The organism is Streptomyces sp. TE5632, from assembly GCF_054061295.1.
Genome location: NZ_JBSSEA010000003.1, coordinates 5,652,973 through 5,666,747, shown reverse-complemented (window position 1 = coordinate 5,666,747; position 13,775 = coordinate 5,652,973). Strand labels below are relative to the sequence as shown.

General features: G+C 71.5%; 12 protein-coding genes. 6 read left to right on the top strand and 6 right to left on the bottom strand.

The genetic code is table 11. The features are described from left to right. Nucleotides 1–30 precede the first annotated feature (30 nt). From ACVW19_RS31000 to ACVW19_RS30975, 6 genes are all read right to left on the bottom strand, one after another. Entirely contained in the window at nt 31–1,473 is a 1,443-nt protein-coding gene (locus tag ACVW19_RS31000) for a flotillin family protein (RefSeq protein ID WP_457463592.1), read from the bottom strand. A gap of 146 nt (nt 1,474–1,619) precedes the next feature. Next, a complete protein-coding gene (locus ACVW19_RS30995) occupies nt 1,620–2,129 on the bottom strand; it encodes a hypothetical protein (protein WP_457463590.1) in 510 nt (169 codons plus the stop codon). 257 nt (nt 2,130–2,386) lie between these two features. Next, the gene (locus ACVW19_RS30990) at nt 2,387–3,022 is read right to left on the bottom strand and encodes an Rv1733c family protein (protein WP_457463588.1); all 636 of its coding nucleotides are present in this window, start codon (nt 3,020–3,022) and stop codon (nt 2,387–2,389) included. A gap of 59 nt (nt 3,023–3,081) precedes the next feature. Then, nucleotides 3,082–3,891, bottom strand: a complete 810-nt coding sequence (locus tag ACVW19_RS30985) for a rod shape-determining protein (protein ID WP_457463587.1) — start codon at nt 3,889–3,891, stop codon at nt 3,082–3,084. 22 nt (nt 3,892–3,913) lie between these two features. Beyond that, complete coding sequence (locus ACVW19_RS30980; protein ID WP_457463585.1) at nt 3,914–4,285, bottom strand: TraR/DksA family transcriptional regulator; 372 nt, start codon at nt 4,283–4,285, stop codon at nt 3,914–3,916. 64 nt (nt 4,286–4,349) lie between these two features. Next, nucleotides 4,350–4,676 carry a TraR/DksA family transcriptional regulator gene (locus tag ACVW19_RS30975; RefSeq protein WP_457463583.1) on the bottom strand — a complete coding sequence of 109 codons (327 nt, stop codon included), beginning with the start codon at nt 4,674–4,676 and terminating at the stop codon, nt 4,350–4,352. Nucleotides 4,677–5,007: 331 nt separating this feature from the next. Here ACVW19_RS30975 and ACVW19_RS30970 point away from each other — a divergent pair, with 331 nt between their 5' ends. The 6 genes from ACVW19_RS30970 (at nt 5,008) to ACVW19_RS30945 (ending at nt 13,592) form a co-directional block, all read left to right on the top strand. Beyond that, nucleotides 5,008–5,970: a histidine kinase gene (locus tag ACVW19_RS30970; protein ID WP_457463581.1), complete on the top strand. Its 963-nt coding sequence runs from the start codon at nt 5,008–5,010 to the stop codon at nt 5,968–5,970. Next, nucleotides 5,967–6,635 carry a response regulator gene (locus ACVW19_RS30965; protein ID WP_109378110.1) on the top strand — a complete coding sequence of 223 codons (669 nt, stop codon included), beginning with the start codon at nt 5,967–5,969 and terminating at the stop codon, nt 6,633–6,635. The genes ACVW19_RS30970 and ACVW19_RS30965 overlap by 4 nt, the downstream gene beginning before the upstream one ends. Next, a complete protein-coding gene (locus ACVW19_RS30960; protein WP_457463579.1) occupies nt 6,632–7,117 on the top strand; it encodes a hypothetical protein in 486 nt (161 codons plus the stop codon). The genes ACVW19_RS30965 and ACVW19_RS30960 overlap by 4 nt, the downstream gene beginning before the upstream one ends. Nucleotides 7,118–7,181: 64 nt before the next feature. Further along, a complete protein-coding gene (gene secD, locus ACVW19_RS30955; protein WP_457463578.1) occupies nt 7,182–9,521 on the top strand; it encodes a protein translocase subunit SecD in 2,340 nt (779 codons plus the stop codon). 585 nt (nt 9,522–10,106) lie between these two features. Continuing rightward, a complete protein-coding gene (locus ACVW19_RS30950; RefSeq protein ID WP_457463577.1) occupies nt 10,107–11,204 on the top strand; it encodes a mechanosensitive ion channel family protein in 1,098 nt (365 codons plus the stop codon). A 168-nt stretch (nt 11,205–11,372) separates the two neighbouring features. Then, on the top strand, nt 11,373–13,592 hold the full coding sequence (locus ACVW19_RS30945; RefSeq protein ID WP_457463576.1) for an NADP-dependent isocitrate dehydrogenase: 2,220 nt from the start codon (nt 11,373–11,375) through the stop codon (nt 13,590–13,592). The last annotated feature ends 183 nt before the right edge of the window (nt 13,593–13,775 follow it).

Sequence of the window (13,775 nt, the reverse complement as noted above, 5' to 3'; positions counted from 1 at the left end):
TGGCCGGGCTCCGCTCTCGGGGCCGGGGTGTCAGTCGGTGATGTCGACCTTGCCGTTGGCCGGGTCCACGGGGGCGGGCTCCGCGGGGGCCGGTACCGTCGGCGTGCCGCGCCGGGCGATCCCCTGGAGGAGTTCACCGAGGTCGACTCCGGTGGTGGAACTGAGGAGTTCCATGCCCTGCGCGACGTTGTCGGTGACGGTGCGCGTGAGCTGGCCCGCGCCGTCCGTGGAGATGACCGTCAGCTTGTCCACGGCGGCCAGCGGCTCGGCGGCCTTGCCGACGACCTGCGGCAGCACCTCGACCAGCATCTGGAGCACGGCCGCGTCGCCGTAGCGCTCGAAGGCGTCGGCCTTCTTGTGCATGGCGTCGGCCTCCGCCGCACCCTTCGCGGAGATCGCGGCGGCTTCGGCGTCACCCTCGATGCGTACGGCGTCGGCGAGCGCCGCGCGGTGGGCCTTCTCGCCCTCACCGGTGAGCCTGGCCCGCTCGGCGGCCGCCTCGGCCTCCTTGACCGCGGCGATACGGCGGGCCTCGGCCTCCTGCTCGGCCTGGTAGCGGGCGGCGTCGGCGGGCTTGCGGACCCTGGTGTCGAGTTCACGGTCGGTCAGCGCGGCCTGCCGGGTGGCGACCTTCTCCTGCTCCTGCAGGACCTCCTGCTGCCGGGCGGCCTCGGCGAGCGGACCGGCGGCGTTGGCGCGGGCGGCGGCCTCGTCCGTCTCGGCCTTGATCTCGGCCTGCTTCAGCGCGAAGGTGCGCTGGGCGATCGCGATCTCCTCCTCCGCCTTGAGGCGGGCCTGCTCGGAGGCACGCCGGGCGACGGCCTCGGCGATGTCGGCCTCCTGCTTGGCGCGGGCCGCCTCGGGCCGGCCCAGGTCCTCGAGGTAGGAGCCCTCGGTGGTGATGTCCTGGATCTGGAAGGCGTCCAGCACGAGGCCCTGCCCGGAGAGGCTGGCCTCGGCCTCCTCCGCGACCTGTCCGGCGAAGGCGGCGCGGTCACGGATGATGTCCTCGACGGACATGCGCCCGACGATGGAGCGCAGCGCGCCGGACAGCACTTCCTGGGTGAACCCGACGATGCCGTCCTGCTGGTCGAGGAAGCGCTGGGCCGCGGCGCGGATCGAGTCCTCCGTGCCGCCGACCTTGACGATGGCGACACCCTCCAGGTTCGCCTTCACTCCGCGCAGGGTGACCGCACCCCGGACGGCGACCGGGATGTGCCGGCTGGAGAGTTCGAGGGTGAACTTCTGCTGGACGAACGGGACGACGAAGACACCGCCGCCGACCACGACCTTCTGGCCGCTGTTGTCGGTGAAGATCCGGCCGGTCTCGGGGTCGGTGGACTTCTTGCCGCGCCGGCCGGTGACGATGAACGCCTCGCTGGGGCCGGCGACCTTGTAGCGGGTGACCACCACCAGGCCCAGCAGGACCAGGAGTACGACGACTCCCACCACGGCGATCAGTACAGGACTCATAGGTGTGGAATCCCCTCAGCCTTCCCCGGGGGACGGCGATGTGGTTCGGATGGAACGGGAACGCGGGTACTGCGGGAGGTGTCGGCAATACGGCGGGCCCCGACGGGTGACGTGTCGTTCCGCGGGGACGCGCCGGTCGGCACCGGTCAGCGCTCGACCGGGCGGACCGCCACCGAGGTCGCGGACAGTGCCGACTCCACCCAGACCTCGGCGCCCCGCGCGACGGGCACGGCGCTCTTCGCGGACAGCTTCAGCGGCTGCCCGGCGAGATACACCAGCACCTCGCCGTAGCCCTCGGCCGGGATGGCGGTCACCACCGAGCCGGAGGTGCCGACGAGGTCGCCGCCCCGCGGGGTGGCAGCGGTCTGATCCCGCATCAGGGCCCGGCTGAACTTCCAGGTCAGCCACCCCGCGGCGACTCCCGCCAGCACGCCGACCACCGTCGCACCGGTGACCCCGAGGTCCGTCGTGCCGAGGACGATCGCGCCGCCGAAACCGAGCATGGAGACGAACCCGGCGATCACCGGCAGTGACAGCAGCCCGTCGAACATGCCGTCCAGCACACCGCCGAAGACGCCTTCCAGGAGTCCGTCGAAGATCAGTGAGAACAGCAGCAGAAGCAGTCCCGCGATGCCGAGACCCACAAACCACTCCATTCGGGCCTCACTTTCACCGACCGACCCGCCGCATGCGGATGCTCTCACACACTCGGTCTCGAACACATTGCCAGAACTCGGCAATCTTTACGCTTCCTTCATGCCGCCTTCCACCGGAGTCCGCCGTTCCGCTCCTGCTCGGGCCGCGGTGGGGGTCACGTGGCACACGGCGGGCGCACCCCCGTCGCCACCAGTGCCCTTCCGGGAGCCTCCCCGCAAAACCGCGAGGACCGGAACCCTTGCCCGCCTCCGGCAGTTCATCCGGGTGCCGTCCAGCGGGGGGACGTCTCGGCCCAGGCTCTGTCCCAGTCGGCGAGGTTTCGGCGGCGTACGACGAGACGGGTCACGCCGTAGCCGGCGGCGCCGGTGAGGGCGACACCGGTGCCGGAGAGGAGGGCCCACCCCATGCTGCGGCTGCGGATCTCCTCACGCGTCAGCGGTGGCTCGGTGGCCTCGCCGTCGGTGGTCACCCAGATGCGGACCGGGCTGCCCGCGGGCAGGCTCGGCCGCACCTCGGCCCGGGTGGTGCCGGTCCGTCCCTCGTGGGTGGTGAAGCGGACCTCGACCGGGTAGCGGGCCAGCTCCTCCTCGTCCGATCCCGGCTCCGGATGGCGCGGGGCGTCCTCGGTGAGGGTCGCGGTCGTCTCGTACCGGGTCAGGTTCTGGTGGCGGGCCGCGTCCTCGTAGTGGCGGTGGGCGAGTTGTGAGACGACGACGGTGACCACGGGCGCCACCGCCAGGACGGCGAGCAGGATGCCGAGACCGATCCAGACCCGGAGTGCGTCGGTGCGGCGGCGCAGGGGGTTGCGCCGGCGGTGCCACGGCAAAGGCAGGTCGGGCGGTCCGAGAGGGGGACCCGGGGGCGGTTGCGCGGGAGGAGTGGTGCCCGCCACGTCGTGACTCCTTCGGGTGTCGGGGCGCGGACGGAGGGGAGTGCGGGGGGGGGGGCGGGTCAGCCGGGTCCGGTGGCCAGGGGGTGGTGGTGCGCCGCGGCGAGCAGGCCTGCGGCGCCCCGGACCGCGGCGGTGTGCGGCGACGGCACGGGCTGGACCGGGCAGCCGAGCCGGCCGGGCAGGCTGTGGGTGATCTCCGGGCGCAGGGCGCCCCCGCCGGACAGGAGGATGCCCCGGCGCAGGGCGGTGCGGGTGGTGGCGCTGCGGTCCTGCCGCAGCATCGCCGTCACCATGTCGACCACCGCGTCGGTGAGGTCCCCGGGCGGGGTGCCGTAGTCGCCCAGGTCACCGACGCCCAGCGCGGTGCGCCGGGCGTCGGTGACGGCTCCCTCGGCGAGCAGCACCACCTCGGTGAGGTGCGCGCCGAGGTCCACCACCAGGAGCGGGCTGGAGTGGTCGGCGCCCGCGGCGAGGGCAACCGCCCGCGCGCCCGGGACAGTGTGTACAGCGCGCGGGCGGAGGATTTCGACGGCCGTGCGGGCCGCGTCCCGGAAGGCGGGCCCGTCCAGGACCGGTGTCGTGACGACGACCAGGGGGCGGCCGAAGCGGGGCAGCCGGTGGCCGAGCAGCCGGTCGAGCATCCGGGCGGTGCCGGAGGCGTCGACGATGGCGCCGCGCTGGATGGGGTGGATGGCGCCGCTGCCCGGGAAGGTCACCGTGGGTACGTCGAGGACCATGCCCCGTCCGGCGATCCACGCGCGCGTGCGGGAGCTGCCCAGGTCGAGCGCGATGCCGGAGCACCGGCGGCACCTCGGCCAGGGGCTGTGCCGCACGGCCGCCGTCCTGCGCGGACGCCGGATCACGGTCATCGTCCGGTCCTTCGGCCCGTGCTCATCGCGCGGCCTCCCTCACCTGCTGGCAGCGGGCGCAGTAGCGGGCCTGGGGGACTATCAGCAGCCGGTCCCGTTCGACCGGGCCGCGGCACAGGTGGCAGCGGCCGTAGCCTCCGGTGTCCATCCGGGCGAGCGCCGCCTCGACGTCGGCGAGCACCATCCGGGCGGACGCGGCGAGCCTGACGTACACCTCGAGCTGGCCGGCGCCCTCCTCCCGGAGTGGCTCGCCGGGACCCGACCCGGCGTCGGCGGCGAACTGCCGCAGCTGCTCCTGGCGGAACAGCAGCTGCTCGCGCAAGCTCGCTCGCAACGCCGCGAGGTCCTCGGATGTGAGGACCTCGTCGTGCTCGTCGATGGTCTGGTGGGTCACCACCTCACCCCCTTGGGCAGAGCAGGAGAGCAGAGCGGGATGGGGAGTACGGGCGGGGTACGGGTCAGGCGGCGCGGCTCTGGCAGGTGACGCAGTACGGGGTGTGCGGAAGGATCTCGAGGCGCTCCGCCGGGACGGGCTTGGAACAGCCCAGGCAGGTGCCGTAGCTTCCGTCCTCGACGCGGGCGAACGCCGCTTCGATCTCCTTGAGGGCGCGCTTGATGCCGTCCTTCTGGTTGGACATCAGGTGGTCGTCAGGACTCCCCCCTGTTTCGTCCAGGGCCTTGAGCTGGGCCAACCGCGTGGTGCGCGCGTGTTCGAGGCGCTGGCGGATCTCGTCGGCGGCGGTGTGGGCGGAACGCGGTTCGGTGCGCGGCAGATCGATCGACACGGAGAGTCTCCTCTGTTGACAGACGGGTGATCTCCCACCATCTCCCTTCCCGCGCCCGGTGCCCATTGGGCTCGGGACCCATTTCCGTCCGTTTGAGGACCCACCCCGAGCGGGGTGGGTCCTCAAACGGACGGAAATGGGGTGCGGGGCCCATCGACGGGAGGGGGCCGGCTCGTGCACTCTGTCCGCTGTTTCGCCGTTCTCCGTTCTCCGTTAGCCGTTCGCCGTTCGCCGTGGGACAACGTGGAACAAGGGGCATGCCTTCGGGGGGCCGCTGCCGCATCGGTCGCCGTGGTGCCCGACAGTAGAGGCAGACGAGAAAGAGGAAGGCGTGACCCCCGTGTCCCTGTACTGGCGGATCTTCGGGCTCAACGCGGTGGTGCTGGGCGCGGCGACCGCGCTGCTGCTGTGGGCTCCGGTGACCGTGTCCGTTCCGGTGCTGCTGACCGAGGCCGTGATCCTGGTGGGCGGCCTGGCTGTGATGCTCGTCGCGAACGCGGCCCTGCTCCGGATCGGGCTCGCCCCGCTGGACCGGGTGACCCGGCTGATGACCACCGTCGACCTGCTGCGGCCCGGCCAGCGGCTTCCGGTGCGCGGCGGTGACGAGGTCTCCGAGCTGATCAGCGCCTTCAACGACATGCTGGAGCGGCTGGAGAAGGAGCGTGCCGCGAGCAGCGCCCGTGCCCTGCTCGCGCAGGAGGCCGAGCGGCGCCGGATCGCCGTCGAGCTGCACGACGAGGTCGGGCAGAGCATGACCGCGATCCTGCTGGCCCTGAAGCGGGCCGCCGACGAGGCGCCCGATCCGCTGCGCGGCGAGCTGCGTCAGGTGCAGGAGATCACCCGGGAGAGCCTGGACGAGGTCCGCCGGCTGGTGCGCCGGTTGCGTCCGGGGGTGCTGGACGATCTCGGTCTGGTCAGCGCGGTCACCTCGCTCGCCACCGAGTTCGCCACCCACACCGGGCTGCGGGTGAAGCGCAGCTTCGACCCCGATCTGCCCACCCTCGACAACGGCACCGAGCTCGTGATCTACCGTGTGGCGCAGGAGAGTCTGACCAACGCCGCCCGGCATGCCGAGGCACGGAACGTCAAAGTGAGCCTGTACCGGGAGGACGACCACGTGGTCCTCGAGGTGAGCGACGACGGCCGTGGCGTCGGCGCCGCCCATGAGGGCGCCGGAATTCGCGGTATGCGTGAACGGGCCCTGCTCATCGGGGCCACACTGGACATCACTCCCGTCACCCGGACCGGTACCCGGATCCGGCTGGCCGTGCCCGCCGTCAGGAAGCAGTCATGACCCACCAGGCCCCACCGACCACGATCCGGATCCTGCTCGCCGACGACCATGCCCTGGTGCGCCGCGGCGTCCGGCTGATCCTCGACCGGGAGCCGGACCTGGAGGTCGTCGCCGAGGCCGGTGACGGCGCGGAGGCGATCTCGATGGCCCGCGCCCAGGAGGTCGACCTGGCCGTCCTGGACATCGCCATGCCCAGGATGACCGGTCTGCAGGCCGCCCGCGAGCTGTCCGCGCTCAAGCCGGGATTGCGTATCCTCATGCTGACGATGCATGACAACGAGCAGTATCTGTTCCAGGCGCTCAAGGCCGGGGCCAGCGGATACGTCCTGAAATCGGTCGCCGACCGCGACCTGGTCGCCGCCTGCCGGGCCGCGATGCGGGACGAGCCGTTCCTCTACCCGGGGGCGGTCACCGCGCTGATCCGCAATTACCTCGACCGGGTCCAGCACGGTGAGGAGGCCTCCGAGCAGGTGCTGACGCCGCGCGAGGAGGAAGTGCTGAAGCTCGTGGCCGAGGGGCACTCCTCGAAGGAGATCGCCGAGCTGCTCTTCATCAGCGTCAAGACGGTGCAGCGGCACCGCGAGAACCTGCTGAGCAAGCTGGGTCTGCGGGACCGTCTGGATCTGACCCGGTACGCGATCCGTGCGGGGCTCGTCGAGCCTTGAGCCATGTCCTGCCGGGACCTGCCGCCCGCCTCCCCCTGCGCGTCGCCGCGGTCCTCACCGCGCTGGCCTCCGTGCTGCTGACCTTCGGGTTCGGCATCCCGGACGGCCCGCGGCCCGCTCTCGCGGCGCAGTCGCCCTCCGTCGGCACCCCCGCGGCTTTCGGTCCCTCCGTCCCGGGCCCGGCGGCGCCCGGCGGGCCGGATCGGTCCGCGCCGGATCCCGCCGCGGATCCCGGGACCCACTCGTCCGACGTGGGTCCGCACACCGACGACTGCACCGCCCGCACCGTGCCCTTCCGGCCGCAGCGCGACGCCGGGGAGCGTACGGTGCCGGCCGGTCATCTGCTGTTCACTCCCGAGCACACCCCCCGTGTGCCGCCCCGGCCGGCCCGGCCCGCCCCGGCGGCCGGGCACGCGCCGCCCGCCGCCGCGCACGTGCCTGCGGACCTCGGCCGGGCGCCTCCCGTATCGTCCAGCGCTTGAGAGTCCTGTCACCCACCTCTCCGCCGTGCCGTAGTCGGCCACGGCGTGCCTGCTGGAGTCATCCGTGAAAAGTTCCGCCCGCTTCCGGGCGTTGTTCGCGCTCATCGTGATCGCCCTGTCCGTGTACATCGCCGCCACGGTCCCCGTCCGTCTGGGCCTCGACCTGCGCGGCGGCACCCAGATCGTGCTGGAGACCCGCTCCACCGAGACCATCAAGGCCGACGGCGAGGCGACCGAGCGGACCCTCGAGGTCCTGCGCGGCCGTATCGACGCGCTCGGTGTCGCCGAACCCACCATCGTCCGCTCCGGTGACAACCGGATCATCGTCGAGCTGCCCGGTGTGCAGGACCCGCGGAAGGCCGCGGACGTGCTGGGCCGTACCGCGCAGCTCTCCGTCCACTCGGTGCTCGGCCCCGGCGCCGAGTCCGACAAGTCCCTGCCGAAGGGGGAACGCGTCCTGGCCGACGAGGCCGGTGAGCGGCTCCACCTGGCCGCCGCCGCGCTCTCCGGTCAGGACGTGAAGGACGCCGAGGCCACCTTCGATCAGCAGAACGCCGGCGGCTGGCTCGTCACCGTGGACTTCGCGGACGACAAGGGCTGGGCCAAGCTGACCGGCCAGGCGGCCTGCAACCCCGCCGGTGACCCCAAGCGCCGGGTCGCGATCGTGCTGGACAACAAGATCATCTCGTCGCCGCAGGTCGACCCGTCCGTGGCCTGTGGAGCCGGCATCACCGGCGGGTCCACCCAGATCACCGGTTCCTTCACCAGTGACGAGTCCAAGGAGCTCGCCCTGCTCATCAGCGGCGGTGCCCTTCCGGTGCCGGTCGAGACGGTCGAGCAGCGGACCGTGGGCCCGACGCTGGGCGCCGAGGCCATCGAGTCGAGCGCCTGGGCCGCCGCCCTGGGCACCGCCCTCACCGCGATGTTCATCATCGTCGTCTACCGGCTGATGGGTTTCCTGGCCATCGTGGCCCTGGCCTGCTACGGCGTGATCTCCTACGCCGCCCTCGCGGGCCTCGGCGCGACCCTGACCCTGCCGGGTCTGGCCGGTTTCGTCCTGGCGATCGGTATGGCCGTCGACGCCAACGTGCTGGTCTTCGAACGAGCACGCGAGGAGTACGGCAAACGCAACCGGCCCAGCAGCCGCTCGGCCCTGACCGCCGGCTTCAAGGGCGCCTTCAGCGCGATCGCCGACTCCAACATCACCACGCTCATCGCGGCGGGGCTGCTGTTCCTGCTCGCCTCCGGTCCGGTGAAGGGCTTCGGCGTCACCCTGGCCATCGGTGTCCTCGCCTCCATGATCAGCGCACTGGTGATCACGCGGGTGCTGGCCGAGTTCGCGGTGGAGCGCCGCTGGGTGCACCGCCGCCCCAAGCTCACCGGTCTGGCCTCCATCGGGCGGGTCCGCGAGTACCTCACCCGCCGGGACCCGCAGCTGATGCGCCGACCGCGCCGCTGGCTGATGGTCTCCCTCATCGTGCTGCTCGTCACCGGCGCCGGCATCGTGGTGCGCGGGCTGAACTTCGGTGTCGAGTTCACCGGCGGCCGGCTGATCGAGTACTCGACCACCAAGACCGTCGATCCGGACCAGGCCCGCACGGCCCTGGCCGACGCCGGCTTCCCGCAGGCCGTCGTGCAGTCCTCCGGGGACAACGGGCTGACGGTGCGTACCGATGAACTGAGCAACGCCGAGGCGGTCAAGGTCGCCGAGGCCATCGACGAGGTCGGCGGCGGGGCGGAGAAGGTCCGCGACGAGCTGATCGGCCCGAGCCTCGGCGACGAACTGCGCCGCAACGCGCTGATCGCGCTCGGCCTGGCCCTCGGCGCCCAGCTCCTGTACCTCGCCTTCCGGTTCCGCTGGATGTTCGGTACGGCGGCGGTCAGCACCCTGGCCCACGACGTGGTGATCCTCACCGGCATCTTCGCGTGGCTGGGCAAGCCGATCGACGGGGTCTTCCTGGCCGCACTGCTCACCGTGGTCGGTTACTCGGTGAACGACTCCGTCGTGGTCTTCGACCGCGTCCGGGAACTGTGGCAGAAGAATCCCAAGGCGCCCCTGGCCCAGTCCACCAACCTGGCGGTCCTGCAGACGGTGCCCCGTACGGTGAACACCGGTATCGGTGTGATCTTCATCCTGGCCTCGCTGGCTCTGCTGGGCGGTGACTCGCTCACCGACTTCGCGCTCGCCCTGCTGATCGGCATGCTGGTGGGCACGTACTCGTCGGTCCTGACCGCGTCGCCGCTCGCCATCGAGCTCGACGCGTACGCGAGCGACGGCAGCGGCGGCGGCCGTGGTCGCGGGCGTGGTCGCGGCCGTGGCCGGAGCGGTTCCGGGCGCGGGAAGTCCGAGTCCGGCGCCCGGGAGAGCTCGAGCCTGGCGAAGGCCACCAGCCAGGGAACCTGACGCCGAGCGGCTCCCCGCGGGGAGCCGCCGTGCACACGCGAGCGCCGCCGCCGGCCCCGGTCCCGGGGTCGGCGGCGGCGCTGTGTGGCGGGCCGGGCGGGGGCCTGCACCGCCGCCGGTGCGCTGCGGTCGTGGTCCCCCCGGTCGCGACCGGGGTCCGTCGGCCGGGGGGCGAACCGGGTGTGGTGCAGTGCGGCGTAGCGGTCGTCGGCCTCCAGCAGTTCCTCGTGCGTGCCCCGTTCCACGATCCGGCCGGCTTCGACGACCAGGATCCGGTCCGCGGTCCGGACGGTGGACAGCCGGTGGGCGATGACGATGGCCGTCCTGCCCACCAGCGCCTCGGCGAGCCGCCGTCCTCGAACTGCCGCCCGGCCGACGGTCGCCGGGCGTGCTGCTCTGCGCGGTGCGAACTCCCCCTGCCGATACGGCAAGATGAGCGACTGTGCCGACCGCGGGCCAGGCCGATCCGGCACGGCACACCTCCCGGCCCGCACCCTCCCGGGCATCCCCGAATTCGAGCAGGTGACGAGACGTGACACGACATCACATACGGTCGACGGCGAGGACGTTCGCCGGGGGTGAGCGGTGACGCGCGCGCTCACTCTGGACGATCTGCTGTACGCCGGTATCGCGATCGTCGCAGGTCTGCTGGCGGCGTTCCTGCTGCGGATGCTGCTGCGCTGGCTCGGCCGGCACGCCGAACGCACCAACTGGCGCGGGGACGACGTCCTCGTGGACGCCCTGCGCATGATCGCGCCGTGGGCGGCGGTCGCGGGCGGCGCGGCCTCCGCGGCGGCGGCGCTGCCGCTGACCCGGACCGTGCAGCACAACGTCAACCAGATGCTGACGGTCCTGGTCATCGTCGCGGCGACCGTGTCGGCGGCCCGGGTGGTGGCCGGTCTGGTGCGCTCGGTGACCCAGTCCCGTTCCGGTGTCGCCGGGTCGGCCACCATCTTCACGAACATCACCAGGATCCTGGTCCTGGCGATCGGGTTCATGGTGGTGCTCCAGACGCTCGGCATCCCCATCGCCCCGATGATCACCGCACTCGGCGTCGGCGGCCTGGCGGTCGCGCTGGCCCTTCAGGACACGCTCGCCAACCTGTTCGCGGGCATCCACATCCTCGCCTCCAAGACCGTCCAGCCCGGTGACTACATCCGGCTGAGCAGCGGCGAGGAGGGCTATGTCGAGGACATCAACTGGCGCCAGACGACGGTCCGCGAACTCTCCAACAACCTGGTGGTCATCCCCAACGGGCAGCTCGCGAAGACGAACATGACCAACTTCATGCGTCCCGAGCAGAAGCTGACCATCCTGGTGCAGGCCGGGGTGTCCTACGACAGCGACCTGGAGCAGGTGGAGCAGGTGACCAAGGAGGTCGTCGCCGCGGTGATGACGGAGATCACCGGCGCGATCCCGGAGCACGAGCCGGCGGTGCGGTTCCACACCTTCGGCGACTCCCGGATCGGGTTCACCGTGATTCTGGGCGTCGGCGAGTTCAGCGACCAGTACCGGATCAAGCACGAGTTCATCAAGCGCCTGCACCGGCGCTACCGCGAGGAGGGCATCCGCATCCCTTCACCCGCGCGGACGGTGGCGCTGCAACAGGGCACGGTGGTGTTCCCGCAGCAGCGCGACGCGGAGCCCGAGCTGAGCGACATGACGGTGACCCGGCCGATCTGACCGGCTACGGCAGACCCCGACGGACCCCGACGGACCCCGGCCGACGACGCGCGGCCGGGGATGGGGAGGACAGGCCGGCCCATATGGGTCCGGACCCCTGTCGAGCCCGGGCCGCGAACGGGATATCTTGATGTCGAGCAATGTTGCAGACGTGGAGCGGAGCACCCGGTGACTGACTCGACCATCATCTATACGCACACTGACGAGGCCCCGGCCCTGGCGACGTATTCCTTCCTGCCGGTGGTCCGGGCGTACGCCTCGCAGGCCGGTGTCACCGTGGAGACGCGTGACATCTCGCTGGCCGGACGCATCATCGCCCTGTTCCCGGAGTACCTCGCCGAGGACCAGCGCATCCCGAACGCCCTCGCCGAGCTCGGTGAGCTGGCCAAGACGCCCGCGGCCAACATCATCAAGCTGCCGAACATCTCGGCGTCGATCCCGCAGCTCAAGGCCGCGATCGCCGAGCTGCAGGGTCAGGGCTACGCGCTGCCGGACTACCCGGACGACCCGCAGTCCGACGAGGAGCGCGAGGTCCGCGCCCGTTACGACAAGGTCAAGGGTTCCGCCGTGAACCCGGTCCTGCGCGAGGGCAACTCCGACCGGCGCGCCCCCGCCTCGGTCAAGAACTACGCCAAGACCCACCCGCACCGCATGGGCGCCTGGACCTCCGAGTCCGAGACGAACGTGGCGACCATGGGCGAGAACGACTTCCGCTCCACCGAGAAGTCCGCGGTGATCGCCGCGGACGGTGCGCTGCGAATCGAGCTGCTCGGCGACGACGGCACCACCACGGTGCTGCGCGAGTCCGTACCCGTCCTGAAGGACGAGGTCGTCGACGCCTCCGTGATGCGGGTCGCCGCGCTGCGCGAGTTCCTGACCGCGCAGGTCGCCCGCGCCAAGCAGGAGGGTGTGCTGTTCTCCGTGCACCTGAAGGCCACGATGATGAAGGTCTCCGACCCGATCGTCTTCGGCCACGTGGTGCGCGCCTTCTTCCCGAAGACGTTCGCGCAGTACGGCGAGCAGCTCGCCGCGGCCGGCCTCAGCCCGAACGACGGCCTGGGCGGCATCTACAAGGGCCTCGAGGCCCTGCCCGAGGGCGCCGAGATCAAGGCGTCCTTCGACGCCGAGCTCGCCGAGGGCCCGGAGCTGGCGATGGTCGACTCCGACAAGGGCATCACCAACCTGCACGTCCCCTCGGACGTCATCGTGGACGCCTCCATGCCGGCCATGATCCGCACCTCCGGCCACATGTGGGGCCCCGACGGCCAGGAGGCCGACACCCTGGCCGTCCTGCCGGACTCCAGCTACTCCGGCGTCTACCAGGCCGTGATCGAGGACTGCCGTGCCAACGGTGCCTTCGACCCGTCCACGATGGGCTCGGTCCCGAACGTGGGTCTGATGGCGCAGAAGGCCGAGGAGTACGGCAGCCACGACAAGACCTTCGAGATCCCGGTCACCGGCACCGTCCGCCTGGTCGACCAGGCCGGCGAGGTCGTCCTGGAGCAGACCGTCTCCGCCGGTGACATCTTCCGTGCCTGCCAGACCAAGGACGCGCCGATCCGCGACTGGGTGAAGCTCGCCGTCACCCGCGCCCGCGCCACCGGCGTCCCGGCCGTCTTCTGGCTGGACGAGACCCGCGCCCACGACGCCAACCTGATCGCCAAGGTCGAGCAGTACCTCACGGAGCACGACACCGAGGGCCTGGACATCCGCGTCCTGAACCCGGTGGAGGCGACCAAGCTGTCGGTGGAGCGCATCCGCCGCGGCGAGGACACCATCTCGGTCACCGGCAACGTGCTGCGCGACTACCTGACCGACCTGTTCCCGATCCTGGAGCTGGGCACCAGCGCCAAGATGCTGTCGGTCGTCCCGCTGATGGCGGGCGGCGGCCTGTTCGAGACGGGTGCGGGCGGCTCCGCGCCCAAGCACGTGCAGCAGCTGGTCAAGGAGAACTACCTGCGCTGGGACTCCCTCGGTGAGTTCTTCGCCCTGGTTCCGTCCCTGGAGCAGTTCGCGACGACCACGGGCAACACCAGGGCCAAGGTCCTCGCCGACACCCTCGACCGGGCCACGGCGACCTTCCTCAACGAGGACAAGTCCCCGAGCCGTCGTCTCGGCGGCATCGACAACCGCGGCAGCCACTTCTACCTGTCCCTGTACTGGGCGCAGGAGCTGGCCGGGCAGAGCGAGGACGCGGACCTGGCGAAGGCCTTCGCCCCGCTCGCCGAGACGCTCGCCGCGAACGAGCAGAAGATCGTCGACGAGCTGATCGCCGTCCAGGGCGAGCCGGCCGAGATCGGCGGCTACTACCAGCCCGACCCGGCCAAGGCCGCCGCCGTCATGCGTCCGTCCGCCACCTGGAACGAGGCCCTGGCCTCCCTCGGCTGACCCGATCCGGGCAATCCGAACAAAGAGCTCACTGGCTCCGCCCCGGCCGGCACCACGCCCGGCCGGGGCGGAGCCGTCTTCGTCACCGGCCGGGCGGCCCGGCCGGCGGGTCCGCGCCCCGGGCACAGCACGTTCATGAATACCGTGTGAAGAGATCGACCACCTACTGAGACGCCGTCTCAT

Coding starts and splice junctions, on each gene's coding strand:
- ACVW19_RS31000 (WP_457463592.1), bottom strand. CDS start 1,473: ATGAGTCCTGTACTGATCGCCGTGGTGGGAGTCGTCGTACTCCTGGTC.
- ACVW19_RS30995 (WP_457463590.1), bottom strand. CDS start 2,129: ATGGAGTGGTTTGTGGGTCTCGGCATCGCGGGACTGCTTCTGCTGCTG.
- ACVW19_RS30985 (WP_457463587.1), bottom strand. CDS start 3,891: ATGACCGTGATCCGGCGTCCGCGCAGGACGGCGGCCGTGCGGCACAGC.
- ACVW19_RS30965 (WP_109378110.1), top strand. CDS start 5,967: ATGACCCACCAGGCCCCACCGACCACGATCCGGATCCTGCTCGCCGAC.